The organism is Candidatus Nitrospira bockiana (assembly GCF_965152565.1).
Map to the genome: position 1 here is coordinate 2,877,514 of NZ_OZ224215.1, position 25,249 is coordinate 2,902,762.

Below are 25,249 nucleotides of genomic sequence, written 5' to 3' on the forward strand. Positions count from 1 at the left end.
CTGCTCCGCAACCGACGTCGACATGGACCGGTGACGGCGGCGGGAGACCGGTCGACATCAGGCGGCCGGCTCCTGCGCCCGGACCCGCTGCAGGTCGATGACGACCTCGTCTTTTTTCCGCCCGGACACATATTCCCACCACGTCGTCGGGTGCTTGATGATCGCAGTTGGAGGGTCGAAGACGAGGTCGAACGCCTTCGGAGCCGTCGGTGAGATCGGATAACGGCGGTCATAGACCATCCCGTAAGCCGGAATGCCGTAGATCACCCGATAGTTCCCGAGCATGAAGTGGAGCCGCCCGCCTTGGACGTACGCACCGCCGGACGTGATCTCCCGCTTGATCGACGTTTCTGGATAGCTGATATAGAAGGTGGCCCGTTCGTCCGGACGAGCCGTTTCGAGCGCCTCGGCGAGACGCGGCGCGAGCCACGCGATCTCTTCGTCTCGGAAGACCGGCTCCAAGACGGCGGGGCCGAAAAACCACCGCTGGATCGCGTTGCGATGTTCGCGGGCCGAAAACCCCTTCAGCACCGTGATCATGTCCTGCACGCTGATCGCGGCCGGGTGATCATGGAGCGTCTGAGGGATTTCGTGAAAGGCCTGGGGATCCGGCTCCAACCGCACGAAATCGGTCGGCGTCTCGTACACCGTGCGGGCGGGAATGTGAGGAACGGCGCAGCCGAACAACAGCGATGAGTGCAGAATGACGAGTGATGAGTAGAGCAGCGTCGTGACGACCAACCGGGACGTGCGGTTCATGCCTCAGCACCCGCCATGCCACCTATCATTCATCGTTACTCTTGAACCGTCACCGTCATTTCGACCCGCTCGAGGGGATTGTCCCGGCCGTCCCGCTTGACGTTCACGATCTTGTCCGCCACGTCCATCCCGCTGGTCACTTCACCGAACACGGTGTACTTCCAATCGAGAAAAAACGAGTCGGCGACGCAGATAAAAAACTGCGAGCCGGCGCTGTTCGGATCGTTCGCGCGCGCCATGGACAGCGCCCCCCGCTTGTGCGGCCGACTGTTGAATTCGGCCGCCACGTGATGGCCGGGGCCACCCAGTCCATGCAGGGCTCGATCGGGCTTCTTGCTGTTGGGATCGCCGCCCTGGATCATGAAGCCGGGAATCACCCGGTGAAACGTGCATCCGTCGTAGAACTTCTCCTTGGCAAGCTTCAAAAAGTTTTCCACGTGCTTCGGGGCGACGTCCGGAAACAAACGGACGGTGATATCGCCGAGCGGTTCGCCCTTGATCTTGACGTGGATCGTGGCCTGCGGTTCCATGGCTGCCATTATCGCTCCCTTCCAAAAGGTGACTGCTGTATGCCGGCCAGTCCGTCGCTGATCCCCACCCAGCTCGTCCCGTCGTCATCGCTCCGGAAGGCCCCCGCGCTCGTCCCCGCGTAGAGGGTCCCCCCTTCTCCGATGACCAGCGACTGAACGGACAGCTCAGTGAGCCCTTTGTTCAACCCGATCCACTGACCGCCCTGGTTGACGGTCTTAAAGACCCCGCGGCCGGTCGCGACGTACAGCCCCCGTTCGCTCGCGATGATGCTCCGGATCGAATCGTTGGGGAGCGCGCGGCTGATGGGGCGCCAGCTCACCCCCCCGTCGCCGCTTTGAAAGACTCCACCGTCGAACGTCCCGGCGTACAGGTTCTTGTCGCGGTCGAACGTCAAGACACGGATGAAGTTTTCGCGCAGCCCTTCGTGATCGATCAAGCCGTGCGTCATACGTTGCCAGTCCTGAGTATTCGGCTTCCGGCGCAACAGACCTTTACCGGAGGTTCCGACGAAGATGGTCTGGTCCGGCGCCAACGCGACGGTATGCACCAGCACGTCCTCCAGGCCTTGATTCACGGCCTTCCATTCGGACTCCCCCTCCGTCAGCCGATACAGACCGTCCCCGGTGCCTGCGTACACGACCCCGGGCCGGACCAGCAGGGCCTTGACCTCCAGTCGCTTGAGCCCGGCATTGATCGTCTGCCAGGTCTTCCCGCCGTCCTTCGTCCGGTAGATGCCGCCGCGGAACGTTCCTACATAGACCGTGCCATCGGGCGCGGACGCCAGGCAAAGAATAAACGGATCGGTCAGGCCGGCATTGGCTCCCGTCCATGAGCCACCGCGGTCCTCGCTCTTGAAAACCCCCATTCCGAACGATCCTGCATAGACGGTCTGGGATCCCACTGTCGTCAATGCTTGAATGCTGGGCACCATCAAGGGGCCCGGGAGCCCATGCGGAGCGCTGTCCCCGGCCCGAGGAGCCCCGGACCATGCCGGCACGGCGAGAGCAAGCCCCAGGGCAATGAGCCATCCGGCGACACTCCATCGCCCCCCCATGAGCTGCGCGCGCCCCCCCATCAGCTGCGCGCATCGTTCGAAAGACATCATCGGCACACCTTGGTTCTGTCAGCCCTTGGCGACCAGCCTTCAGCGCACCCGATGCCCGGCGGTCCCCATGGGCGTGATCCCTTCGAGGTCCATGTCCTGCTGCCCGGCCGGGGTGCGGCGGCCGAACAGCCTGGCACCCCAAATCCCGATCTCATAGAGAACCATCAGCGGAATCGCCATTAAGAGCATCGTGAACAAGGTCGCGTCAGGAGTGACGACGGCGGAGAGGATCAAGGCCACCATCACGGCATGCTTGCGATAGCGGGCCAGCACGGACGCCGAGACCACGCCGATGCGCGACAGGAGCGTCAGGACCAACGGGAGCTCGAACGCCAGGCCGAAGATCAACAAAAACTTGACGTTGAAATCGATGTAGGTGCCGACCGCGAGTTGAGGCGTCAGCTCACGATCCATGCCGAAACCGACGAAAAACTGGATGACCAACGGGACGATGACGAGATTCCCGAACACGAGGCCGAGCACGAAGAGCCCCACCGCCAGACCGAAGAGCGGAACGGCCCAGCGCTGCTCTTTCGGGAGCAGCGCGGGCTCGATGAACTTCCAACACTGATACAGGATGACCGGGAGGCTCAGCACCACCCCGGCCAGGACCGAGACCTTGATCGAGGCGAACAAAGCCTCGGTCGGGCCGTAGAAGATCAGATCGTCCTTGAACGGCCGCTTGAGCCAAGCGACCAGATCAGGGGCGTACGCGAATGCGAGGACGATGGACGCCAGCACCGTCACGCCGATGATGATGAGCCGGCGCTTGACGGTAGAGAGGTGGCGTGCCAGAGGGGGTAGAATTCCGGGCATGACGCGATGCTGGTCAGCGCGAGGCTGAGTGCATGTGCTCTTCACCATATTGGCGGATGAGCTCCGCCATTCTGTCCTTCTTCGCCAGCTTTTCCTTTTGAATCTGCTTCTTCAAGATTTCTTCCTGGGGCGTGAGCACGTGCCGCTTTTGGAGCTCTGCCAATTCCATGTCCAATCGGTGATGGGATTCCTCGAGCTGCCGAAATTCGAGACTGGAGGCGCGCAGCAATTCGGCGATCCGATCGGCTGTCATCATAGGTCCCCTCCCAGATGAGTGACGGTCAGTGTCCGACCGCCACGATGGTGGTGCTTGTTCCCCTTCATGTCCTGTCACGCGCTCATCGGCTTTCGATGGGTGCCAGCTCCATCAGCACCGCATCTTCGACGGGGTTGCTGTAGTACCGGGGTCGCGCCCCGGTCCGGCGAAACCCGGCTTGTTCGTACAGGTTCTGCGCGGCTCGATTCGACGCCCGCACCTCGAGCAACGCCCGGTGCACGCCGGCCGTGCGGCCCATTTCCAGCGCCTCGGACAGCAGCCGGCGAGCAATCCCTTGTCTCCTGGCGGCCGGAGTGACCGCGAGATTCATCATTCGCAACTCATCGAACACGATCCAGAAACAAATGTACCCCTGAAGCTCCCCGGTCGAGCCCGCGTCTCCACCTGGCGGCTTCCGGGCGGCGAGAAACCGCGCGAACGGATTCCGCACGAGCTCAGCCTCGAACATGCGACGGGACCACGGCGCGGTGAAGGAGGCGACTTCGATCCGGAGCAGCTCGTCGAGATCCTCGATGCGCGCCGCGTCGATGACCACGGACTCCGTCGGCTCTCGGGTTATCGCCATGCTCAGGTGCCTGCTAACGCCTTCCGCCGTTCCAGGACGAGTTCCGCTTCCGCCCGTTGAACGTACCGAGGGGCGCTCACCCGCTCCAGGGGCTCGCCACTCGCCAGCTTGCGCAGAGCCGCGTACCCCACACTCACTGCGGACGCCACCCGTGCCGCAGCCCGCGGCTCCCGGATCTCTCGGCTTGAGCCGAGGAGGGCCGTGAGCTCCTCCCGGTTGGCTTCCCATCCTTCCCCGTACACGATCGCGGATTCCGGCGACTCCGGCCAAGAGGCCGCCGCCTGCTCGAGTGATCCGACCCGCTCGGGCCCGACGGATTGGAGGCGGTCCCTCTCCCAGCGAAAGAAGGCCCAGTACACTTCTCGTGCTCTCGCACGGAGCATCGGACAGAGGAGGCTGGACTCACTTCGCAGATTCCAGGCCATCGCTTCCAACGTCGGGACCCCGACGATCGGTAGGCCGGTCACCATCCTGAACCCCATCATAGTCGCCAGTCCGACGCGCAGTCCAGTGAAAGATCCGGGGCCAAGGGACGCAGCCAGCGCATCGAGGTCTGTCAGTCGCCATCCGACGCGTGCCAGGAGTCGGTCGACCCCGGATACCAGGTATCGCGCGTGCTGGCCGCCGGCATCGCGGTCGTCGGCGGCAACGACCGTCTCGCCATCAAAGAGGGCCACGCTCTGTCGGGACGTCGCCGTTTCGACCGCGAGAAGCTTCACATCAGCCTCGAGGCTCACTCCACTGCGCGATCTGGAGCTCTTCGGCGGTCACCGGCGCATTCGGGATGAGCTCGTGAAACATCAATTGAATCCGGCTTTGCCCTTGCCCGTCTCGGGCATGGATCCGAAATGGGCGGAGGGGCTGCTCATGAACCCCGGTCCGATCGGGCGCCTCTCCTTCGTGAGGGGCGAGATCGACGGCCCGGAAGTCATCGAACTGCACCGTGGCTTCGAGCTCCCCCGTCGGCGCCAGCCGATCGTCCCGCACGACTTGCAGCAACCGGCGGTCGAACCAAATCTGCCGATAGGGCCCTGACGTCAGCGACGCCCCAGGTGCATAGACGTCCAAGCGGTAACGGTCTCCTTCGTCGCTGAGGACGATCCGATCGTCCTTCGGGACGGCCGGCGTTCCAATGACTCCGGTCATTGCCAAGACGCTGAGCTGAAACGGCCGCGCCACCCGCTCGACCCGATGCAACTCGGAGAGAGATCCGGATAAGACCTGGCCGTTGACCAGCCGGACGCGATAGCGATCGGCGCCCAATGCGACTTCGAACAGCTTCATCCCCAAACGATTGAACCCCTGTAGCCGAAGGGCGTCCGGGCGCTGATAATAGACCGCTCCTTCCACTTGCTGGGTCGCCGGAATGCCGGGGCCTTGGATGTGGGCGCGAAACAGGCCCTTCAAGGATCGGATCGCGGCCGCACGTTCCTCGAGGAGCGCCAGGAGTTGATCGGCTGTAGCCTCCTGGAGCGGACGATCGAGGCGGACATCCGGCCGAGAGAGCCACCCGCTGCAACCGTCGAGGCCGGTGACGGCCAGGACGCCGACGAGGAGCACGCGACCGATGGTGCCATTAGCCCAGCATCGCATCGAGCGCCTCAGCGACTTCATGGACGCCGACGAGCTGGACGGGCTCCCGCACGTCGAGTTTGGCGAGATTGCGAGCCGGGAGGATGCACCGCTCGAACCCCATTTTCGCCGCTTCCCGTACCCGCAACTCCGCTTGATTGATGGCCCGCACTTCCCCACCCAGGCCCAGCTCGCCAAGGACGATCGTGCCGTGATCGATGGGCCGCTCACGCAAGCTCGACGTCACGGCGGTGACGATCCCTAGGTCGATCGCGGGCTCGTCGATCTGCATGCCACCCACGACGTTGACATACACGTCCTGCCCGGAGAGATGAAGCCCGAGGCGCTTCTCCATCACGGCCAGGAGCAGGGCGACACGATTGATCTCCACCCCGGTCGCCATCCGCTTCGGCATGGCATAGCCGGTCGGTGACACGAGCGCCTGAAGCTCGACGAGAATCGGACGCGTCCCTTCCAGGCTCGAGACGACCACCGACCCCGTGCTCGTCGCCGGCCGCTCGGCGAGGAACAATTCCGAGGGATTCGTGACTTCTTCGAGGCCGCCCTCCTTCATCTCGAAGACGCCGATTTCGTTCGTCGACCCGAACCGATTCTTGACCGCCCGCAGAATCCGGTAGCTATGGCCCTTGTCGCCTTCGAAGTACAGCACGGTGTCCACGATGTGCTCCAGGAGCCGCGGGCCGGCGATGGCCCCTTCTTTCGTGACATGCCCGATGATGAAAATCGGCATCCCGCTGCGCTTGGCGACGCCCATCAACTGCGCGGCCACTTCTTGAACCTGGCTGATGCTGCCGGGGGCCGAGGTGATCTGGTCGGTGTAGACGGTCTGGATCGAGTCGACGACGGCGGCGGCCGGTTGCAGATCCTGGACGGTTTTGACGATTTCCTCGAGGGATGTTTCGGCCAGAATGTACAGTCCGGGGCTGCGCACGCCGAGCCGTTCGCCCCGCATCTTGATTTGCTGCGGGGATTCCTCTCCGGACACGTAGAGGACGGGTTCGTCCGAGACGGCCAGTCGGGGAAGCGCTTGAAGGAGCAGGGTGGTCTTGCCGATCCCCGGGTCCCCACCGATCAGGATAACCGAGCCCGAGACGACGCCTCCACCCAAAACCCGATCGAATTCGCCGATGCCCGTGAGCCGGCGATGCTCGCCCACCACTTCGATGGCGCCGATGGGGGTGGCCTGCATGACCCCGAGCTTGAGGACGGACGAGCGGCCGCGGCCGGGAAGGGGCAGGCGCTCCTCTTTCATACTGTTCCAGCCCCCGCAGTCCGGGCAACGGCCAACCCAGCGCGGAGACTGATGCCCGCACGCCTGACAGAGGAAACTTGTCTTGGCCCGCATCGGCCGGAGCCTTTCGTTGGTACGGGTATCTTAAAGGAATGTGCTGGAAATTACAAAAGGAAGTGACCGGCTGGCATCGCGACGAGGCGGGTTCTCACGCGCTCAACGGCGAGTCCTTCTCCGGCCCGAACAGGAGGGGCGGGCTTAGAGCTTCTTCTTTCTGACGTCGTTCCAGCTCTCGGCGACCTGGGCTTTTCTTGGCAAGCGAACGCCCTCGGGCCTGGGTACGATCACGACCTCCATACGCTGCTCGACGAGGACCTCGGCAAAATCGAGGGTCCGTCCGATGCCGGCCTTGAGGTTGTCCCACCCTTCCTTTCGAAGGTCCTCGATCTTCTCGGCCAAGGACTCTTTGCTGGAACTCAGCACAACGGTGACGCCTGGAGGGAACTGGTGCTGCGCCAACCAATCGCGCACGGCGTGCGAGCCGGCCGGCAACAAGGCCGACCCGCGGGCCAGGTACACCGCGTTGAAATAATACGCGGTGAGGCGCTTCAGCTCTTCGGCGGCCTGGGGGATGGGCCGCGGCACCGCGACGGCCGCCGGGCCGGGCAAGGTCGGGAACGGCAGGGGGGTCCGGTCGGCCTCTTCGACCAGGGCAGCGAACTCGACCAGCAGGATCGGACGGCGCCGCTCCCAGGAAAACAACGTGGCGCGGCCTTCGGCGGGTTCGACGCGCGGGCTCTCACCAAGTCGTGCCGTGATCGACAGGTTTCCGCGCATCCGTGGGGTGAATTCCAAGACGGCCCGGCCATCCCCGCCGGTCAGGGCCGACCCCGCGGATTTCCCCCCGACAAAGAATTCGAGCCGTTCTCCACCCAAGCCGGGCTGCAGCAGAATGCCGTCACGGAGCAATCGAGCTTCCAGACGGACGGTCTGACCGGGCCACGTGAGCGCATCCTCGACGATCAGCTTCGCCGGGACCTTCGCCGCGGCCGACAGGGAACTCGTCGTCCCGATCAGGACGAGGAGGAGCGCCCAGGCTGGGAGGCACCGAGCGGGACGCGGCATGGTGCTAGGTCCGCCCACGCTCGACCCCGGTCAAGACGGACTCAAGGATGTCTACCGCCGTGTCGGCATCACGCTTCGTAATGGTCAACGGGGGAACCAAGCGGATGACATTCTGCCCACAGCCGAGCAGGAGCAATCCGCGTTGGAAACAACGCTGCACGATCTGATCGCGCTCCTCGACGGCCATCTCTTTCGTCTCGGGGTCACGGACGCATTCGAGGCCGATCATGAGACCTTGTCCGCGGACGTCGCCGATGAGCCGGTGCCGTGATTGCATCTCGCGAAGTCGCTTCAGCAGATGGTCTCCGATCGCCGCCGCATTTGCCATCAGGCGTTTTTCGAGCAGGTCAATCGTCACGAGCGCCGCTTCACATGCCACCGGATTTCCTCCGAACGTGTTGGCATGCGAGCCCGCCTGCCAATTCATCACGTCGGCCGACGCCATCGTCGCCCCCATCGGCAGACCCGAGGCGATGCCTTTCCCCACAGCCAGGATGTCCGGCGACACACCCGCGTGCTCCGCGGCGAACATCCGGCCGGTCCGTCCCATGCCCGTCTGCACCTCATCGAGGATCAGCAGGACCCCGGCCTCTTTCGAGAGCTTCGCAAGCCGGGGCAGGAACTCGGGCGGCGGCACGATGATGCCGCCCTCGCCTTGGATGGGCTCCACGATGATGGCCGCCACGTCCTCGGGTGGGACGGTGCTCTTGAAATACACGTCCCGGATGACGTCCACGCAATGGATGTCGCACGAGGGATAGCGCAGTCCGTACGGACACCGATAACAGTTCGCATACGGGACGTGCGTGACGCCCGGCACCAGCGGGGCAAAGTGTCGGCGCTGGACGGCCTTGCTCCCGGTGAGCGACAGCGCCCCCATGGTCCGGCCGTGGAAGGCGCCGTGGAACGCGATCATGAGAGGGCGACGCGTCCGATAGCGAGCGAGCTTGAACGCGGCCTCGATCGCTTCGGCACCGGAATTACTGAAGAAGGTCCGGACCGGCCGCTTGATCGGCGCAAGCTGCGCCAGGCGCTCCGCGAGGCGTACTTGCGAGGCGTAATAGAAATCCGTCCCGGACATATGAATGAAGCGTCCGACTTGCCGTCGGATGGCCCGAACGACCAAGGGGTGGGCGTGGCCCGTGGAGACGACGGCGATCCCCGCGGTGAAATCCAGGTAGCGGTTTCCATCCACATCCTGCACCATCGCACCCTGCGCCCGCTCGACCACCAACGGATAGATGCGCGTCAGCGACGTGGAGAGGCTTTGTTCGTCCCGGCGAAGCCATTGCTTGGCGCGTGGCCCGGGCGGCGGGACGATCATGGCGGGCAAGGCCGACTTCGGCCGAGTCGGACGTTTGGACCGGGGGCTACGCTTCACGCCCTGACCTCCAACAAGATGCTTCAGTGAAGAGGAATGACGAAGACGTCGCGGGAGCGGCGACGCAACGAGCCGGACGTGCGCCGGTCGAGACGAGGATCAGGACACCGCCGGCGAGGGAGCTTTCACGGCGTCCAGGACCTCTTTGACATGGCCATCCACCTTGACCTTTCGAAACGCGGCCTTGATCGTGCCGGTCTTGTCGATCACGAAGGTGCTGCGCTCGATGCCCCAGAACTTCTTCCCGTACATGTTCTTTTGCTTGTAGACGCCATAGGCCTTCGAGACGGCGGCATCCTCGTCGCTCAACAGGGTGAACGGCAAGCGGTACTTCTCGATGAACCTCTGGTGAGCTTGCGCCCCGTCCAAGCTGACGCCGAGGACCACCGCCCCGGCTCTTGTCAGGACCGCTTCAGCGTCACGAAATCCGCACGCCTCCTTGGTACAACCCGGCGTATCGTCCTTGGGGTAAAAATAGAGCACCACGGTCTGTCCCCGCAGGGACTTCAACGCGACCGGCTTGCCGTGCTGATCGGGAAGGGAAAAGTCCGGGGCCTTGTCGCCCACGTCCGGTTGCCTCGCCATCTCCGTCCTCTTTAAGCGGACTTAATAGCGGCGCATGCCGCCGAACCCCGGCCGCTGGTTCGCCGCATTGGGATCCTTCGGGGCCTTGGGAATATTCGTATCGGGGGAGCCGTATTGACGTAACGCCGGCGAATCCCAAATCACCTTGTCGCCCGGGGCCAAATTCGCCGCCTCGATGAAGTGCTGTTGCGCCTGCTCGGCGTTCCCAGTCGCATACAGCGTCAGACCGAGATTGTAGTGGGCTTCGGCGGACGACGGCGCCGCAGCCACGACCTGCTGAAACTGGGCCTTGGCTTGCTCCAGTTGGCCTTGCTGATACGCCTGGATCGCTTGCGCGTTGATGACCGCGATCTCCTGCGGGACGGTCGATCGGAGCGGCAGCGGCACTCGGGGTTTCGGTTTGGAGGCGCAGCCGAAGGCCGCGAGCGACACGATCATAACGGAGATCAGCAGGACGGTCTTCATGGCGAGTTCAGGGCTTCTTCCTCCGTTGAAGCTCCTCTTCCCAGGTCTTGCGGTACAGGACGTCCCACTCGGCGCTTCCCTCGACCACCGGCCTCGAATAGGACGCCAGCCGTGCGCGCACCACCCGGTCCAAGGCTTCCTCCTCTGCGACCTCGGCCGCCAGGATTCGCTTGACTTCACGGAGCGCCTGCGTCTCGTCGCCGATGAGCCGGGCATGCGGGCTCCGTTTCAAACAGCCCAGAATCACGTGGGACAGATGGCTGAGCTTGTCTTCGCTGAGCAGCATCGCACCACGCGCGGAACGGTGAACGTGGAGACGGATACCGACATGGCCTCTGGTTCACGTTCGGTCCGCGTTTCAGGGGTTACAGAATCAGTCCTCGCTCCCGGACGAGCTTGCTCTTGATCATCGTGAACATTTTCTGATAGTCGACCCCGCCGCGCTCGATCTGGGCGTCGTACTGCTTCATCAAGGCACGCACTTCGGCGTTCAGCCGATCCTCGACGGAGAGTTCCTCGGTAATCGCGGCCTCGAGCGCCTGGACCAAGCCGGTCCGGTCGCGAACGTCCAGGTGCCCTTTTTCCGCGAGCCCTGCAGCCAAGGACTCGCTCAATCGATGCACGCGCCCTTTTGACAGCTTCATGGCAATCCGTCAGGCCTGTTCGATCCTGATACGCGTCGCGTCCATGACGCGCTTGAGTTGCGCCGCATCCCCGAGGATCCGACCAACGACGTTGACACGGTCCGCCGGCACCGGTTCAGGCCCCGTGCTCATCGGGGTGCGGCCAAAAAAGATGGCAAGCACCTGTCCCACTCCCCAGAACGCGATATCGCCGATCTTCACCTGCGTGGTCGCCGTCTCCCGGTAGTCCTTGACACCGGGAAGCTTGAAATAGAACTCTTCTCCCCACACGTTGACGGGGGCGTCCACCGGCAGGGCGGCCAAGATCTCGTCCGCCGTTTTGTTCGACTTGAGTTCCGCTTCCAGGGTGACGCCGCCGATGGAGAGCTTGATCTTGCGAGGACCGGGTGCCGTCATGGAATAAATTCAACAATTCAACGCAATCGAGCGGAATGTATCTTGTTTCAGACTTGAAAGCAAGACTACAATCGCGCCGCTGCCGTATGATTCGATCCACATTCGTCCTCTTGAAAGGCATCGGGGACACCACCGAGCGCCGGCTTTGGGAGTCGGGCGTGTCCGACTGGCAGGCTTTCCTCGCCGCCGATACCTTGCCCGCCATCAGCCGTCCTCGGAAAATGCTTTATGACGAGGCTCTCGCGGCGGCACACCGGCATCTCGAGCAAGGGGATGCCCGGTATTTTGCCGCCTGCTTGAAGGCCAAGGACCATTGGCGGTTGTATGAGGAGTTCCGGCCGCGCGCCGTGTACCTCGATATCGAGACGACCGGGGGCCCGCATTGGGCCGGAGAGGTCACCGTGGTCGGCTTGTACGGCGAGGGCCGCTTGACCTCGCTGGTCCGAGGCGAGTCGCTGACCGCCGAGCGCTTGGCGGCCGAATTGTCCCGGTACGATCTCCTCGTGACGTTTTTCGGACGCATCTTCGATGTCCCTTATCTCCTGGCGAAGTTTCCGACACTACGGATCGACCTCCCCCACATGGACCTGTGCTTCGCGGCAAAGCGATTGGGGCTGCGCGGCGGCCTCAAGCAGATCGAGCCGCTGGCCGGCATCGAGCGCCCCAGGCACCTCCAAGGTCTCGACGGTTGGGATGCCGTACGGCTGTGGATGCGATGGCGCCACGGTGCATCCTCGGCGCTGGAACTGCTCCTGCAGTACAACGAGGCCGACGTGCGGAACCTCGAGGCGCTGGCTGACTTCCTCTATTGCCGCCTGGCCGACGCCTGCCGCCGCGGCCCCCGGGCCGATTCTTGCCACTATGGCACGCGTTGACCCTGACCTTTCCCCGCCCGCCCGGTGGCAGGGAATCGGCCTGAGCGACCCTGGTCGTGTCCGCCCCTCGAACCAAGACGCCTTTGCCGTTTGCAACGACCTCAGCGTGTGGGCGATCGCCGACGGGATGGGAGGACGACCAGGCGGCCGGGAGGCGAGTCTGATCGCGGTGAATACGGCCGTCCAGGAGCTCAGGAAGTCGGCGGTGTTGAGCGGTGACTCGGCTTACGTGGACTCCGTGCGCACACTGCTCGGTGAGGTCGCGACACGGTCCAATCAGGCGGTGCGAGACGAAGCGGTCCGATGCCCGGCATTGATGGGGATGGGGACGACGCTCGTCATCTTGGTCGTCCTGCCTAGTCCGTCCCCCACCGCTCTTGTCGCTCACGTCGGAGACAGCCGGGCATACCTGTTCCGGGATGCGACGTTGCGCCGGATCACGCGCGACCATTCGTTCGTTGAAGAGGCGATTCACAGCGGGGTACTGAGCGAGGAGGAAGCAGAAGACCACCCCTTGCGTCACGTGCTCACGCGCGCGGTGGGGACGGAACCGGAGGTCGAACCGGACATCAGCATCCTGCCGCTTGAGGACGGCGACATCCTGCTGCTCTGCACCGATGGGCTCACGAAGATGGTGACCGAGGACGTGATCGCCGCGGTGCTGAAGCGGCCAACCCTCTCGGCTCGGGCACGCTGCCGGGCGCTGATCGACGAGGCGAATCGCCGGGGCGGAGAAGACAATACGACGGTCATCCTCGTCAGCAATCAGAAAGGAATTGACAAATAGCGTCCGAGACGTTAGCTTCCCGGTCGGCTTAGCCGGAGACGATCCCGCTGCCCCACTCGAATGGCGAATGTTCATCGCAGAGCACACCCGTTCGTCCCGATTGTCTTGATCGCCGTCACCCTGCTTCTCCCTTTCACATTCACCACTGCGGACGGGCCCGAGCCGTCGGACCCGCGCACTTCTTTGCAGGGCGACTGGGATGTCCAGGAGGAAGACAAGACGTACCGAGCGACCCTCGATGCTCAGGGCAACGGCACCTACACCTGGCAGGGGGGACAGATCACCACCCTGGAGTTTCACGACCGGCACTGGCGCGGCACGTGGCGCCAGTCGGGAAACGACCGCGAAGGGGGATTCGATCTGCTGTTGTCCGAGGACGGAACCGAGGCCCGCGGCGTCTGGTGGTACACTCGGGTCGGGGACCGCAAGAATATTCCGCCGCGCCAGTGGGGAGGGAGCTACACCTGGACACGCGTACCGCCCGGAATGCCAACGCCCGCAATAGGCCCCTAGCCCTGTCGGCCTTGATCCGGTGTCGTCCTGCTGCGGATTCCTACATCCTTGTTCCGTGGTAATTGCTTGCAACCGCCGGCCTTCATTTACGACACTGAGCCCATGAGGCCAAATCTTCCAGGAGGAATCCGCATGCGACGCCTTGCGCTAGTCTTCGTTCTCGTGGCTCTCGGTGGACCGGCCTATGCCGGCGGCGCTCACGACCATCACACCGTCCCCACACTGGACGGCCAAACCACGACTCGGGTCACCATCGAGGGCAATACGGTCACGCTGACCTTCGGTCCGATCGATCTGCCGTCCTCCCACGACGGAGAGCTGGCCGCCAGCATGCCCAAGCACATCTTCGAGTTACCGAGAGACATGTACCTGGTCGGCTACCGATCGGCGGTGTTCACCAAGGACGGAAAGCCGCTCCCCAAGAACTATCTGCATCACATCCTGATGCTGAACAACGACAAGGAAAGCGTCTCCTGCCCGGGCGAACCGCTGTTCTTTGCCGGCGCCGGCCTCGAAATGACCGAAGCGCGCTTTCCCGAGGGCTATGGCGTCAAGCTAGAGAAGGGCAAGAAGCTGATGTCGGTCGTCGCCTTCTACCACAAGGCGCCCCCGACGAAGGACGTCATGGCGACGTTTACGATGGAAATGGCGCCGGAAGGGTCTCCCGTCAAAGAGATGGAAGTCTATCAAGTCGGTGTCAACATCGTCTGCTACAGCAAGTTCGGCGAACGAGGGAAAGATCAAACCGATGAGGGCATTGAGATCAAGCCCGGCGTCCATGTGCTCTCCGCACCACTCAAGTTTCGGATGGACGGGTGCGTGAAATTCGCCTACCCCCATGGGCACGATCAGCTCCTGCTCATCACTCTGGACGACAAAACGTCTCAGCGTACCCTCCTACGCACCGTTCCCGATGTCGAGCAGGATGGTCGGTTCATCGCCTTTCAGCCACATCAAGTCTACCGGGATGGGCAAGGCTTTTCCGTGCGAGCCGATCACGACTATGAAATGACCATGGTTTATCACCACCCGTTGCACGATCAGGAGGTGCAGCACGGCATGGGGAACTATTTGCTGTACATGACTCCCGGGGCTTGTCAGGCAGACCACCGAACCGCGTCAAACTGACGGCGGCCCTCCCGACGTCTGATCATCGACCTCAGCGCGACCGGGCGGCCGGGCCAGGCGACTGTTCGCCTGGTGTGACAGGTTGCTTTGCCGGGACCGTAGGCCCTAAGTCTAATTGACTGCTTGCCGACCGTATGGCAGCTTACCTCGCGACTTTGCAAGCAATGCGGACCGAACGACTCGAGGGACCCCTCTTCCGGGAGCACGCGCGTTTTCCTGACCTGATGCCACGGCTTGCTCACGACGGTCACGCCGATGTCGATACTGGAATGTCCGTACATCACTCACGCCGCCGACTACGCCCCCGTTCTTCACTCCGTCCCTCCGTCCTGCCAGCCTCCTCGTCCTAGCGGGCCCGCACTCGTTTCCCTGTACCTCCCCGCCGTCCGGGGACCGTTGCCCACCCTCCGGTCCGGACCCTCCCATGCCGCCTGACGCCGTCACCATCCTGCTGGCGAGTACGCAAGCTGAAGATATCATGCGGGTCACGAAGAGCTTGCGCGCGTTCTACCCCGGCTGCCGCGTGGAAGCCGTGTACAGCCGGGAGGAAGCCCTCGAATGGGCTTCGAAGCAGGACTGGCACCTGCTCCTGCTCGACGAAATTCTGCTCGGCGAGAGCGCCGAAAGTCTCTTGACCGAGATCCGCCGCCGAGCCCCGCGCGCCGCGATCATCGTGATGGCGGAACGGGACGCAGCCGGGGCCCTCCAGCTCATGCACATGGGCGCCGATTATTGCTTATTCAAGAGCACCCCGACCTTTTTTGCCGAACTCCCCCTGGTGGCGCGTGAAGTGCTCGAGAAACGGGATTTACGCGCCCGGCTCGATCTCTCCCAGCACCGTTATCTCCGGCTCATCGACAACTTGGGTGATGCGGTCTACGAACTCGATGCCGAGGGCCGCTTTCTCTATGTCAGCCCCCATATCGAAGCCCTCCTGCATTTTCAACCGCAGGAACTGATCGGCCGACACTATTCACTGCTCGTTCCGTCCGATCAACTCGAGACCGCGCAGTGGCGTTTCAACGAGCGGCGATCGGATCTCCGCGCGACGCGGCGATTCCGTCTGCGCTTACGTCCCAAGGAACCGACCCGCCCCCCGGTCGAGGTCGAGATCAGTGCCGGAGCGCTCTATGATCCGCAACGACGTTTCTGGGGAACGATCGGCGTGATCCGGCCGATCGGGGGAGGCCGCCAAGTCGAAGCCCTTCAACGCATGGCCAGCTTGGCCGATCCTTTGGCGCGGATTCTCGGGACCGCGGAGCAACTTCTTCAGACCGTCCGCGCGCTCCGTCAGGAGACGGCTTTGAGCGCTCAGGCCGCGCCTGAGAAGCCCTCGGCTCCGGTTCGGACCGCCAGCGCGGCAGAGCCCGCGGCGGGAGAGCTCGATCAGGAGACCGAACGCTTCACCGAGCGTCGCCAGGCCCCTCGATACGATATCGAAATGGAAGCGCGCGCCAGTGTGAACGGGACGACGTGGGAAGGTACGGCGTTGAACATGAGCCGGGGCGGCATCTATCTCGCCTTACGCGGGCGAGTCGACGCCCACCCCGGGCAACCGGTCCGTCTGGCCTTCGTCAGCGAGGTGGGCGTACTCGAAATCCCGGCCGTCGTCGTGGGCCTACGGGAACCGCACGAGGACACCCGGCGCCAGGCCCTGACCCCGCTCATGGGCCTGGCGATCCGGTTTTCCGCCATGGGCGAGGTCGAGGCAAAAATTCTCCAGTCTCTGCTCGAAGGCCTCCGTACCCGAGCCGTCGCCGTGAAGGTTTCGGCGCTGCTTGCCAAGCTGCCGTCTTCGGACGTCGGCGCGGCACCGGGACAGCCGCCGGGGCCATCGGTACTCGACGAAGGGCGCTCCATCGAACGCCGCCAGTCTCCACGCGTCGCGCTTGCCGTTCCGGTCCACGTCGAAGGACCGCAGGCCGGCGAGCGCCACGAAGGCTCGCTTCTCAACCTGAGCGCGACGGGCGCCGGGCTGCGCCTCCAGCCGTTCGGCGGATCGACGGGCCAACGCATCGCGCTTCGTTTCACCGCTCCGCCCGTGGATCCGGGTCGCGCGTCACAGGACTATCAGCTATCCGGAGAAGTCGTCTGGGTGCGTTCTCCCTCGCGTGGGGAAACCGAGCCCGCCGCGATGCCGCGCATGGTGGACGCCGGCGTACGGTTCGTTCAGAATGCGGGGAGCCGAAAGCCGCTTCATGATCTGCTTGCCCGCTATCTGACCGCCGACCGTCTCGAACCGCCGCTTGAACGGATCGGCATTCATACCGAGCAACTCGAATGCCGGAATGAGCGCGGGCAACGCCTGGCCCTCGCCTACGATCATCCCCACACCGCCTTGCCCCCGGGCGCTCCCTTGCTCATCGTCTCGCCGGGGTTCGGCGAGACCCGGCGGGACTACATCAGACTCGGCTACTACTTCGCGGGCAACGGATTTCACGTCCTTCGGTACGATCACAGCCACCACATCGGCGAAAGCGATGGCGGGATGGTGGAAACGACGCTGACCCGGATGGCGCGGGACCTCCGCTCGGTCACGGAATATGCCGCCCGGCAATGGCCCGCGAGCCCTGTGGTGGTCTTCGGCACCAACCTCTCGGCCCGGGTCGCGATGAAAGCGATCTCCGGTCTGTCGCATGTGAAGCTGCTCGCGCTCGTGGCCCCGATCGTGGATCTTCAAGACACACTGGCCACGGTCCACCAGGAGGACCTGATTTCCGGATCGCTCCAGGGAGCCAAGCGGGGAATCAGTAACATTCTCGGTTACAACATCGATGCCGATGCCTGGCTGCAGGACGCGACGAGAGAGGGCTACGGAGATCTGCCCTCGACGTTGGCCGATGCCGCCCGACTCCGGGTTCCGGTCCTGCTGGTCTCCAGCCAGCATGATCGCTGGGTTCGTCGCAGTGCGCTTGCCGAGATCAAGAAGGCGCTGGGCGACTACGGCCTGGAGTGGCACGTCGTCCCGGAACCGCTCCCTCGGCTCTCCGATCGGTCCGACACGGTCCGTCCGATTCTCAGACGGCTCGTCGCCCGGTGCCGGGCATGGTTCTATCCGCTCTCGGCGGAAACGGTCGTCGATCCCGATGAGGAGGAGGTCATACGGGAGTCTCAAATCGAACAGGAACGAACGCGACTTCAACAGCACCGGAGCCGAGCGACGCAAGAGGCCTTCTGGCGAGATTATCTGGACCGCTCGCATGAGCTCGTGAATTTTTCCGACTATTGGCATCTCTTGGATCATATGCAGCGACTGCTCGGTCCCGCCGAGCGGGAGACGCGCGTGCTGGATGCCGGCTGCGGCAACGGCGACTTTGCCATGTTCATGCTCATCACGCATGCGCTCCAAGCCGAGCCGGCTCCACCCGTCGCCATCCACTATGTCGGGCTTGATCTTGTGCCGAACGGTCTGGTGCAGGCACGGGCGAATCTCCTCCGCGTGGCGGCGGAGCTGCGAGGGAAATTCGCGGTCACCGTTCGCCCCCAGGCGGTCATGCAGGCCGGCCTGACCTGCGCCGATCTGGAGGCCCCGCTTCCGTTCCACGACGCGCGGTTCGATCGGGTCGTATGCAGCTTGGTCCTAGGCTACTTGCGTGACCCCCTCTTTACCCTGCGCGAGCTGCTGCGCGTATTGTCGCCGGGCGGAAAGCTGCTGGTCACTAATTTCAAGCCGGAGGCCGATCTCTCACAGCTCTACCGCAACTTCCTCTCGTTGGGTGGACGGCCGAGCGACCTCCAGAAGGCGAAACAGTTGCTCGAGGCCTCGGGGAAACTGACGGAATGGGCCCGTGAGGGGGCATGCCGCTTGTTCGACCGACAAGAACTGGCGATGTTGTTGCTGTCCGCCGGCGCCTCTCAACCGCGGATCTATTCCACTTTTGCCAATCAAGCGTACGTGGCTGTGGCGGAAAAGCGCTCACCCTGACCGTTCTTTCACCCGCGGTCGCTCCTTGCTCCTGTCTCACGAAGCCCTGATTTCTACAGCGGAATTCATTTCCTCGAGCAGGCTCCATTTTAGCGTTCGGCGGCTATACTTAACGGGGGCCGCGTATGACCACCTCGCGGTACTCGTTCAGATCCATGGCATCCCTCTCCATCACAGGCAGATCCTTCGTCACCAAAGGTGTGGCGTATTCGCTGCTCTTCGTCTTGATCCTCGTTCCGATCTCATTGGCGATCACGATCTCTCAACGCGCCACCTTTGCATCCACGCCGCCCTTGGTCGCGGGGATCGTCACGCTCTTCGCCGGTCTGTGGGCGTTCCAGCGGCCCCCGCACAGCCCCAAGCTCACGATATTCGCCTTGCTCTGCGGGGCGCTCGCAGTCGAATCCATCGGCGCCTTCATGACCGTCTCCTCGAGACAGACGGCGGAGGCCTCGTTCTGGGCATCGCTCTCCTTGGCCGGCATCACCGCCGTGCCGGCGCTCTTGTATCATCTCTGCGTCTTGGCCGGACCCGAGAACTCCGGAACGCGGACGGTGTGGACCCCCTATACGGTCGGTGTTGCTGTCCTGGTTCTGTTGCCGACCGGCGGCCTGATCGACGGCGCCACCCGCTTCTTCTGGGGCTACCACCCGCAGGCAGGACCGCTTCATCCATTACTCGTCGTCTATTTCTTGGTCACGATCACGCTCGGCCTCCGGCGGCTGTATATGGCATCGAGGCCGTCGGCCGACACTTCGGAGGCCCGCCGCCTCGGCTACCTCTTCTGCGCGCTCCTGTTCGTCGGCCTGTCGGGAATCGACTTCCTCGCGACCTACGGCGTCGCCGTCTACCCCTGCGGCTACCTGCTCGCCATGATCGCCGCCGTCGCCGGCTCGTACGTGTTGTCGCATCCGACCTTGCGCAACCTCACCCCCACCCTGGGAAAGCCGAATGTCCTCGCCTATGCCGAAGCCTTTTCGCTGCTCATCCTGTTCTCCCTGGCGATCCTGTCGATCGTTCGTTACTTCACCGGCATCGTCTCGTATCAGTTGGCGGGACTGCTCCTGGGAACGAGCACCTTGTTCGCCGGCTTGCTGGCCGGGATCCAACAGCACATGGAAACCGTGGTCGGTCACGCGCTCTTCAAGGAAAAGGAGAACGCCTACGACACGCTGACCGCGTTCAGCCGGGCGATGGTCTCGATTCTCGACCTGCCCACGCTGACGCAGACGATCCTGAGCACGCTCAGCCGCGTCCTCCGCCTGAAAACCGTTTCACTGTTTCTGCTGGACCATGAGAAGAACGCCTTTCTGCTCTCCGCCTTCCTCGGTCCCGGTCTGGAGGAATTGCACGCCTTGAAACTCTCCGCCGCCGATGAGCTGCCGCATTACCTTCGCTGCAGCCACGCACTCCTCGTCAAAGCGGAGCTGCGCCACCATGCACACGACACCGCCGGCCGCGCGCTCGTGCCGATCCTGGCCGCCATGCATGCAGAAGTCTGCCTCCCGCTGATCAACAAAGATCGGTTGATCGGGTTCATTAATCTCGGCGAGCGCCTGGACGCTCCGGACTATGCCTCGCATGAGCTCCACCTGCTCACCAGCCTGGCGCAACACGCAGCGGTGGCGCTGGACAACGCCATGTTGTACACGGATCTGAAACGTTCCCAGGTCTTGATGCGGCGGACTGATCGGCTGCGGTCGCTGGAAACGATCGCCGGCGGGTTTGCACATGAGATCCGCAACCCTCTCACGTCGATCAAGACGTTCATCCAGCTTGCCCCCACACGACGGGAAGACGCCGAATTCATCCTGCATTTCAGCGAGGTGGTCATCGAGGACGTCTATCGAATCGAGCGGCTGATCCACGAGATCCTCGATTACGCCCGGTATCGCGAACCGAAGTTCGTTCCGGAGGACATCAACGAGGTCGTCGCCTCCTGCTTGTACTTCATCGAAGTCAAAGCGGGCAGCAAGTTGATCACGATCGAGAAGCACCTGGAGCCGGATCTCCCGCCGGTGCTCCTCGACCGGCAACAGATCAAGCAAGTGCTGTTGAATTTGTTCTTGAACGCGATGGACGCGATGGACGACGCGGGCGGCCGACTGACGGTCAAGACCCACCGGATGAACAAACCGGATGGATCGTGGGTCCAAATCGAGGTCGCCGACACCGGTGCCGGCATCGCGCCGAGCAACCTCGAGCATATCTTTGATCCCTTCTACACGACGAAGCACGAAAGCGGGGAGCACGAGGGCACCGGTTTGGGCTTGACGATCGTGCATGAAATCGTGCAAGAGCATCATGGCTCCGTCGACGTCACCAGTACCGTCGGCCGCGGCACGACCTTCTTCGTCAATTTGAGGACCGACCCGCTCGGCTTCGCCGCGCCTCAACACGGGGAACACAACACACATGAAAAAACGAGTCTTGCTCATTGACGACGAGGTCAGCATCCGCACCTCGATCAAGATGGTGTTGGAACCGACCTACGAAGTAGTGTCCGCCGGCGACGGGGAAGAGGGGATCCGGATGTTCCGATCCCACGAGCCCGACCTGGTCCTCCTCGACATCATGCTGCCCGGCATGGACGGGCTGGGTGTCCTCAAGACGATCAGAGACCATGACGCACGGCTGCCCGTGGTCATGCTGACCGCCACGAAGACGGTGAAGACGGCCGTGGATGCGATGAAAATGGGGGCGGCGGACTACATCACCAAACCGTTCGACGTGGACGAACTCCGGCTGATCGTCGCGCGCACGCTCGAGACCGGCGAGTTGGAGCGGGAGGTCCGGGTCCTACGGGCGCAGGTCGCCCACCGGTACGGCTTCGATAACCTCATCGGAAAGAGTCCGGCGATGCGGGAGATCTATGCCAAGATCGCGCAAGTCGCCGACACGCGCACGACCGTCCTGATCACGGGGGAAAGCGGCACCGGGAAGGAACTGGTCGCGCGGGCCCTCCACTTCAACAGTGCGCGTAAGGACAAGCCGTTCATCGCGATCAATTGCGCCGCCCTACCCGAAACCCTCATCGAAAGCGAGCTCTTCGGGCATGAGAAAGGCGCGTTTACGGATGCGCAAAGCAGGCGGATGGGACAGTTCGAGTTGGCCCACGAAGGCAGTCTCTTCCTCGATGAGATCGGGGATCTCAGCCTCCCCACTCAGGCCAAACTGCTGCGTGTCCTGCAGGAACGGGAGTTCACCCGTATCGGCGGCACCCAGGCGCTCAAAGTCGACGTCCGCATCATGGCGGCGACCAACAAGAACCTGGAAGAGCTGCTGCGGCGGAAGGCGTTCCGCGAAGACCTCTACTATCGGATCAACGTCGTGTCCCTCTACCTGCCCCCGCTTCGCGAACGCCGTGAGGATATCCCTGCGCTGGCGAAGCACTTCCTCGCCCAGCGCCTGCAAGAGGAGAAACGCCCCCTTCAGGAGTTCGCCAAAGAAACGCTGGAAGTGCTGGCCAAGTACCATTGGCCGGGGAACGTCCGAGAACTGGAGAACGTCGTGGAGCAAGCGATCGTCTGGTCCGGCGGCCAGACGATCGCGCCGGAACACCTCCCCAGCACCCTACGCACCGACATTCATTCCGATATCCTCCGCAGCGAAACGCTGTCCGGACGGCTTTCGCTGGAAAAAGCCGTCATGGAGTTCGAGCGCGAGATCATTCTCGATGCCTTGCGGAAGACGGATTACGTCCAAACCCACGCCTCCGCGCTCCTCGGGATCAGCCGCCGCATGCTGAAATACCGGATGGACATGCTCGGCATCCGCCGTGATGACGGCTCACCTGCGGACGCGAGTGTTTCCGGCGAGCGGCAGGACTTGGTTCATTAGACACGTACTTTCGCCTACTTGCGTCCTCGTCCCATCGGCCGGGCCGAGCCGCAGCCCCAGCACGCCGCGCACCTAACATTTCGTTTTCTTGACAGAAATCCAGGGCGGACGTATATCTTCTCCGTACGGGATACGTAATTCCAGCCACGATGTTCGCCGACCCACACAAACCGACCATTCTGATCGTCGAGGACGAGATCGGGCCGCGCAATGCCCTTCAGGTCATCCTCCGTCCCTTTTACAATCTGCAGAGCGTGGAAAACGGCCAGGAGGCGCTCTCCGTGCTCCGGGACGAAAAAATCGATCTGATCACGCTCGACATGAAGCTCCCGGATCAGCACGGCCTCGACCTGCTCCAACGGGTCAAATCGGCTCACCAGGATGTGGAAGTAATCGTCATCACGGGATACGGAAGCTTGCAATCCGCGATGGATTCGATTCGGTACGGCGCCGCAGCCTATTTGCTCAAGCCCTTCAACGTCACGGAGCTGCTGGCGATCATCAGTCAGACGCTGAACAAGAAGCAACGGCTCGAGAGCCTTCGGCAGTTTTTGAGGAGCAATGAGGGGCTTTGGGGATCGGAAGAAGAAGCGGCGCGAAGTTGGAAGGTCCTGGCGCAGCAGTACCAAGACATTCGGTCGCGGGTGAAGGGCGATACCTCATGGACCGAATGCAGCGACCCGGCTCCGCTTCTCTCGGAGCTGCTCGAAGCCTATGATGCCGATCTCTTCAATCACTCGCATCGGACCAGCTTCTACGCCGCCCTGCTCGGCAAACAACTCAAGCTGACGGAGGGGGAGCGCAAGGCGCTTGCGCTGGGAGCCCTTCTCCACGATGTGGGCTCGCTGGCGTTCGGCAAGCCCTTGAACGAGCTGTATCAGAGCCAACGGGGACGGCAACAACTCCGTCAGCATCCGGAAATCGGCGCCCGCATGGTCCTTCCGCTCGGGCTCGCCGCCGAAGTCGGTCAGATCATCCTCTACCATCACGAGCGCTACGACGGCACCGGCTACCCTTACGGATTGCAAGGGGAAGGCATCCCCCTCCTCGCCCGGATCGTGTCGATCGCTCAGGCCTTCGATCACTTGACGGCCGACCACCCGTCACGCCAAGCGGTTCCGGTCGAGGACGCGTTGGCCCGAATCACGCGTCTGGCAGGCAGCCGATTCGACCCGAAGCTGACCGACCTCCTGAAGCGGGTCGCACACGAATGCGCGACCTCCCTTCCCGCACTAGCGGCTTCCGCGCGGCATTCCACTCATTCGGATCTCTGACCGCCGACCTTCCGACGCGCCGAACGCCGCGCTACAGCGCCAGCTCCTGCAGCCGGCTCACCACGAGCCTCGCCAGGTTTCGATACAATTTTGCAGCCACTCTCGGTGCTCCGGTCATCAGCCGATCCAGGGCTTTACTGTTCAGAACGAGCACACGGGCATCCGACCGTGCAGTGACTGAAGCGTAGCGGATGTGTTCCGTGAGAAAGCGAATTTCGCCGAAGGTGTCACCCGCTCGCAGGAGCTTCCACACACCGACGGGACCGAATGGTCCGTCAATCGTACCGCTGACTTCAAAGATCCCCGACAGGATGACGAACAGCTCTCGGCCCGGATCGTTGACGCACAACACGACATCGCCCTCGCGGCAGGACACGACATGGCCCGCGGAGATCACGAGCTTCATCTCCTCCTCGTTCAATCGGTCCAGGATATCGACGGTCCCGTCGGGCCGGTCGAGCGCGAGGAGACGGCATTTGAAGAGGTCCCAGAACTCCTCGGCATCGCACACCGCCGGCTGGACCTCCGTGGCCACGTCCTGAAAGCGCTCCAGCAGCAACTCGGTGCCTTCCGTTGAACGGGGATAGTCCTGCGCGACCACCGCAAACGGCGAGCCGATTTTCTCGAGATACTCACAGTCGTCCAGCACGAGGACCATGGGAACCACATAGGTATACTTGGGATGGTTGAAGCCAGGTCGATAGATTCGATAGCCGAGACGCGAGTAGAGCGGGAGCAGGCGAGGATGGCAATCGATGAAATCGAACCGGACCTTCCGGTCGCGCGCATGGGCAAACATGGCGCACGTGAGTTGCTTCAACACATGACTTCCGCGCAGCTTGGGGTGCAGTGCCAGGCGGGAACTCATACTGACTCGATCGGGAAAGTCCGGCATGAACCGGGGCAGCTCGAATTCCCGCTCGCACTCGAACGGCCCGTCGCGCCGGAAGGTCAGCCGCGCGCAGGCCAGCAGGGCCTCGTCCTGTTCGACGTAGAAGTGGCTGGCGCGGGCGTCCCATTCGTCGGCGAACCGCCTCCGCGCGCAGTCTGCTTCAACATGCCGTTGCTGGCCCTTCATCTCCTCGATGTAAATATCGTAGCGCAGCCGGTAGATGCGCTCCCGCTCCGCCTCGCTCGTCGCAAGCCGTACTGTCCCCCGCATAGTCCTCCGTGACGTGTGTCCCAATGGCAAGCCCCGTCCTGATCGCCTGGCATGCCGCTCTGTTTGACAGCCGAACAAGAAGAACCCGCGTCGTCGGCACTCCCGCCTGCCCTAAAGCGCTTGCATCCCAAGGGCTTCGCAAAACCGGTGCTGGGATCGCGCCTGTTTCCGCTGCCAAGCCCACCTGACACCGTGGGGGCCGGTCTCTCGTAACTCTTTGGTTATCCATCGCTTGTCGTGATGGCATAGCGCCTGCTTTTTCCCACGGTCAA

Annotated in this window: 25 protein-coding genes; 8 read left to right on the forward strand and 17 right to left on the reverse strand. The window is 63.2% G+C overall.

Features of this window, described 5'->3' with window-relative positions; genetic code table 11:
• Nucleotides 1-57 precede the first annotated feature (57 nt).
• The 16 genes from ACWHYV_RS14070 to ACWHYV_RS14145 all read right to left on the reverse strand — a co-directional run bounded on the left by ACWHYV_RS14070 (nucleotide 58) and on the right by ACWHYV_RS14145 (nucleotide 11,473).
• Nucleotides 58-759: a hypothetical protein gene (locus ACWHYV_RS14070; protein ID WP_447977123.1), complete on the reverse strand. Its 702-nt coding sequence runs from the start codon at nucleotides 757-759 to the stop codon at nucleotides 58-60.
• A 35-nt stretch (nucleotides 760-794) separates the two neighbouring features.
• Nucleotides 795-1,298, reverse strand: a complete 504-nt coding sequence (locus ACWHYV_RS14075; RefSeq protein WP_447977124.1) for a peptidylprolyl isomerase — start codon at nucleotides 1,296-1,298, stop codon at nucleotides 795-797.
• Nucleotides 1,298-2,395, reverse strand: coding sequence for a ligand-binding sensor domain-containing protein (locus tag ACWHYV_RS14080; RefSeq protein WP_447977125.1), 1,098 nt, complete (start codon nucleotides 2,393-2,395; stop codon nucleotides 1,298-1,300). Before ACWHYV_RS14080 ends, ACWHYV_RS14075 begins: the two co-directional genes overlap by 1 nt.
• 39 nt (nucleotides 2,396-2,434) lie before the next feature.
• Entirely contained in the window at nucleotides 2,435-3,211 is a 777-nt protein-coding gene (gene tatC / locus ACWHYV_RS14085; RefSeq protein ID WP_447977126.1) for a twin-arginine translocase subunit TatC, read from the reverse strand.
• Between the two features lie 13 nt (nucleotides 3,212-3,224).
• Nucleotides 3,225-3,467, reverse strand: coding sequence for a DUF465 domain-containing protein (locus ACWHYV_RS14090; protein WP_447977127.1), 243 nt, complete (start codon nucleotides 3,465-3,467; stop codon nucleotides 3,225-3,227).
• 82 nt (nucleotides 3,468-3,549) lie between these two features.
• Entirely contained in the window at nucleotides 3,550-4,053 is a 504-nt protein-coding gene (gene rimI, locus ACWHYV_RS14095; protein ID WP_447977128.1) for a ribosomal protein S18-alanine N-acetyltransferase, read from the reverse strand.
• Nucleotides 4,054-4,055: 2 nt separating this feature from the next.
• Nucleotides 4,056-4,772: a tRNA (adenosine(37)-N6)-threonylcarbamoyltransferase complex dimerization subunit type 1 TsaB gene (gene tsaB / locus ACWHYV_RS14100; protein WP_447977129.1), complete on the reverse strand. Its 717-nt coding sequence runs from the start codon at nucleotides 4,770-4,772 to the stop codon at nucleotides 4,056-4,058.
• Between the two features lies 1 nt (nucleotide 4,773).
• Nucleotides 4,774-5,646 (reverse strand): LolA family protein, encoded by an 873-nt coding sequence (locus ACWHYV_RS14105; protein WP_447977130.1) that lies wholly within the window; start codon nucleotides 5,644-5,646, stop codon nucleotides 4,774-4,776.
• The gene (radA, locus tag ACWHYV_RS14110) at nucleotides 5,630-6,991 is read right to left on the reverse strand and encodes a DNA repair protein RadA (RefSeq protein WP_447977131.1); all 1,362 of its coding nucleotides are present in this window, start codon (nucleotides 6,989-6,991) and stop codon (nucleotides 5,630-5,632) included. The genes ACWHYV_RS14105 and radA overlap by 17 nt, the downstream gene beginning before the upstream one ends.
• A 144-nt stretch (nucleotides 6,992-7,135) precedes the next feature.
• The gene (locus ACWHYV_RS14115; protein WP_447977132.1) at nucleotides 7,136-8,002 is read right to left on the reverse strand and encodes a hypothetical protein; all 867 of its coding nucleotides are present in this window, start codon (nucleotides 8,000-8,002) and stop codon (nucleotides 7,136-7,138) included.
• 4 nt (nucleotides 8,003-8,006) lie between these two features.
• Nucleotides 8,007-9,383 (reverse strand): acetyl ornithine aminotransferase family protein, encoded by a 1,377-nt coding sequence (locus ACWHYV_RS14120; protein ID WP_447977133.1) that lies wholly within the window; start codon nucleotides 9,381-9,383, stop codon nucleotides 8,007-8,009.
• A 99-nt stretch (nucleotides 9,384-9,482) separates the two neighbouring features.
• Nucleotides 9,483-9,968 carry a thioredoxin-dependent thiol peroxidase gene (gene bcp / locus ACWHYV_RS14125; RefSeq protein WP_447977134.1) on the reverse strand — a complete coding sequence of 162 codons (486 nt, stop codon included), beginning with the start codon at nucleotides 9,966-9,968 and terminating at the stop codon, nucleotides 9,483-9,485.
• Between the two features lie 21 nt (nucleotides 9,969-9,989).
• Nucleotides 9,990-10,433 (reverse strand): tetratricopeptide repeat protein, encoded by a 444-nt coding sequence (locus tag ACWHYV_RS14130; RefSeq protein ID WP_447977135.1) that lies wholly within the window; start codon nucleotides 10,431-10,433, stop codon nucleotides 9,990-9,992.
• 7 nt (nucleotides 10,434-10,440) lie between these two features.
• Nucleotides 10,441-10,719 carry a DUF507 family protein gene (locus ACWHYV_RS14135; protein WP_447977136.1) on the reverse strand — a complete coding sequence of 93 codons (279 nt, stop codon included), beginning with the start codon at nucleotides 10,717-10,719 and terminating at the stop codon, nucleotides 10,441-10,443.
• A 79-nt stretch (nucleotides 10,720-10,798) separates the two neighbouring features.
• On the reverse strand, nucleotides 10,799-11,077 hold the full coding sequence (locus ACWHYV_RS14140; protein ID WP_447977137.1) for a DUF507 family protein: 279 nt from the start codon (nucleotides 11,075-11,077) through the stop codon (nucleotides 10,799-10,801).
• 9 nt (nucleotides 11,078-11,086) lie between these two features.
• Nucleotides 11,087-11,473, reverse strand: coding sequence for a cyclophilin-like fold protein (locus ACWHYV_RS14145; protein ID WP_447977138.1), 387 nt, complete (start codon nucleotides 11,471-11,473; stop codon nucleotides 11,087-11,089).
• An 86-nt stretch (nucleotides 11,474-11,559) separates the two neighbouring features.
• Here ACWHYV_RS14145 and ACWHYV_RS14150 point away from each other — a divergent pair, with 86 nt between their 5' ends.
• The 8 genes from ACWHYV_RS14150 to ACWHYV_RS14185 all read left to right on the forward strand — a co-directional run bounded on the left by ACWHYV_RS14150 (nucleotide 11,560) and on the right by ACWHYV_RS14185 (nucleotide 23,815).
• Complete coding sequence (locus ACWHYV_RS14150) at nucleotides 11,560-12,348, forward strand: ribonuclease H-like domain-containing protein (protein WP_447977139.1); 789 nt, start codon at nucleotides 11,560-11,562, stop codon at nucleotides 12,346-12,348.
• Nucleotides 12,335-13,135 carry a Stp1/IreP family PP2C-type Ser/Thr phosphatase gene (locus ACWHYV_RS14155; protein ID WP_447977140.1) on the forward strand — a complete coding sequence of 267 codons (801 nt, stop codon included), beginning with the start codon at nucleotides 12,335-12,337 and terminating at the stop codon, nucleotides 13,133-13,135. The genes ACWHYV_RS14150 and ACWHYV_RS14155 overlap by 14 nt, the downstream gene beginning before the upstream one ends.
• Before the next feature lie 60 nt (nucleotides 13,136-13,195).
• Entirely contained in the window at nucleotides 13,196-13,648 is a 453-nt protein-coding gene (locus ACWHYV_RS14160; RefSeq protein ID WP_447977141.1) for a hypothetical protein, read from the forward strand.
• 132 nt (nucleotides 13,649-13,780) lie between these two features.
• Nucleotides 13,781-14,776, forward strand: coding sequence for a hypothetical protein (locus tag ACWHYV_RS14165; RefSeq protein WP_447977142.1), 996 nt, complete (start codon nucleotides 13,781-13,783; stop codon nucleotides 14,774-14,776).
• 424 nt (nucleotides 14,777-15,200) lie between these two features.
• Nucleotides 15,201-18,701 carry a PilZ domain-containing protein gene (locus tag ACWHYV_RS14170; RefSeq protein ID WP_447977143.1) on the forward strand — a complete coding sequence of 1,167 codons (3,501 nt, stop codon included), beginning with the start codon at nucleotides 15,201-15,203 and terminating at the stop codon, nucleotides 18,699-18,701.
• Between the two features lie 125 nt (nucleotides 18,702-18,826).
• A complete protein-coding gene (locus ACWHYV_RS14175; RefSeq protein ID WP_447977144.1) occupies nucleotides 18,827-21,142 on the forward strand; it encodes an ATP-binding protein in 2,316 nt (771 codons plus the stop codon).
• On the forward strand, nucleotides 21,117-22,541 hold the full coding sequence (locus tag ACWHYV_RS14180; RefSeq protein ID WP_447977145.1) for a sigma-54-dependent transcriptional regulator: 1,425 nt from the start codon (nucleotides 21,117-21,119) through the stop codon (nucleotides 22,539-22,541). The genes ACWHYV_RS14175 and ACWHYV_RS14180 overlap by 26 nt, the downstream gene beginning before the upstream one ends.
• A gap of 149 nt (nucleotides 22,542-22,690) precedes the next feature.
• Nucleotides 22,691-23,815: an HD domain-containing phosphohydrolase gene (locus ACWHYV_RS14185; protein ID WP_447977146.1), complete on the forward strand. Its 1,125-nt coding sequence runs from the start codon at nucleotides 22,691-22,693 to the stop codon at nucleotides 23,813-23,815.
• Nucleotides 23,816-23,846: 31 nt separating this feature from the next.
• Here ACWHYV_RS14185 and ACWHYV_RS14190 read toward each other — a convergent pair whose 3' ends face one another.
• Nucleotides 23,847-24,977: a cyclic nucleotide-binding domain-containing protein gene (locus ACWHYV_RS14190; protein ID WP_447977147.1), complete on the reverse strand. Its 1,131-nt coding sequence runs from the start codon at nucleotides 24,975-24,977 to the stop codon at nucleotides 23,847-23,849.
• Nucleotides 24,978-25,249: the final 272 nt, after the last annotated feature.

Coding starts and splice junctions, on each gene's coding strand:
- ACWHYV_RS14070 (WP_447977123.1), bottom strand. CDS start 759: ATGAACCGCACGTCCCGGTTGGTCGTCACGACGCTGCTCTACTCATCA.
- ACWHYV_RS14075 (WP_447977124.1), bottom strand. CDS start 1,298: ATGGCAGCCATGGAACCGCAGGCCACGATCCACGTCAAGATCAAGGGC.
- ACWHYV_RS14080 (WP_447977125.1), bottom strand. CDS start 2,395: ATGATGTCTTTCGAACGATGCGCGCAGCTGATGGGGGGGCGCGCGCAG.
- tatC (WP_447977126.1), bottom strand. CDS start 3,211: ATGCCCGGAATTCTACCCCCTCTGGCACGCCACCTCTCTACCGTCAAG.
- ACWHYV_RS14090 (WP_447977127.1), bottom strand. CDS start 3,467: ATGATGACAGCCGATCGGATCGCCGAATTGCTGCGCGCCTCCAGTCTC.
- rimI (WP_447977128.1), bottom strand. CDS start 4,053: ATGGCGATAACCCGAGAGCCGACGGAGTCCGTGGTCATCGACGCGGCG.
- ACWHYV_RS14105 (WP_447977130.1), bottom strand. CDS start 5,646: ATGCGATGCTGGGCTAATGGCACCATCGGTCGCGTGCTCCTCGTCGGC.
- radA (WP_447977131.1), bottom strand. CDS start 6,991: ATGCGGGCCAAGACAAGTTTCCTCTGTCAGGCGTGCGGGCATCAGTCT.
- ACWHYV_RS14115 (WP_447977132.1), bottom strand. CDS start 8,002: ATGCCGCGTCCCGCTCGGTGCCTCCCAGCCTGGGCGCTCCTCCTCGTC.
- bcp (WP_447977134.1), bottom strand. CDS start 9,968: ATGGCGAGGCAACCGGACGTGGGCGACAAGGCCCCGGACTTTTCCCTT.
- ACWHYV_RS14130 (WP_447977135.1), bottom strand. CDS start 10,433: ATGAAGACCGTCCTGCTGATCTCCGTTATGATCGTGTCGCTCGCGGCC.
- ACWHYV_RS14135 (WP_447977136.1), bottom strand. CDS start 10,719: ATGCTGCTCAGCGAAGACAAGCTCAGCCATCTGTCCCACGTGATTCTG.
- ACWHYV_RS14140 (WP_447977137.1), bottom strand. CDS start 11,077: ATGAAGCTGTCAAAAGGGCGCGTGCATCGATTGAGCGAGTCCTTGGCT.
- ACWHYV_RS14145 (WP_447977138.1), bottom strand. CDS start 11,473: ATGACGGCACCCGGTCCTCGCAAGATCAAGCTCTCCATCGGCGGCGTC.
- ACWHYV_RS14150 (WP_447977139.1), top strand. CDS start 11,560: ATGATTCGATCCACATTCGTCCTCTTGAAAGGCATCGGGGACACCACC.
- ACWHYV_RS14155 (WP_447977140.1), top strand. CDS start 12,335: ATGGCACGCGTTGACCCTGACCTTTCCCCGCCCGCCCGGTGGCAGGGA.
- ACWHYV_RS14160 (WP_447977141.1), top strand. CDS start 13,196: ATGGCGAATGTTCATCGCAGAGCACACCCGTTCGTCCCGATTGTCTTG.
- ACWHYV_RS14165 (WP_447977142.1), top strand. CDS start 13,781: ATGCGACGCCTTGCGCTAGTCTTCGTTCTCGTGGCTCTCGGTGGACCG.
- ACWHYV_RS14170 (WP_447977143.1), top strand. CDS start 15,201: ATGCCGCCTGACGCCGTCACCATCCTGCTGGCGAGTACGCAAGCTGAA.
- ACWHYV_RS14175 (WP_447977144.1), top strand. CDS start 18,827: ATGACCACCTCGCGGTACTCGTTCAGATCCATGGCATCCCTCTCCATC.
- ACWHYV_RS14180 (WP_447977145.1), top strand. CDS start 21,117: ATGAAAAAACGAGTCTTGCTCATTGACGACGAGGTCAGCATCCGCACC.
- ACWHYV_RS14185 (WP_447977146.1), top strand. CDS start 22,691: ATGTTCGCCGACCCACACAAACCGACCATTCTGATCGTCGAGGACGAG.
- ACWHYV_RS14190 (WP_447977147.1), bottom strand. CDS start 24,977: ATGCGGGGGACAGTACGGCTTGCGACGAGCGAGGCGGAGCGGGAGCGC.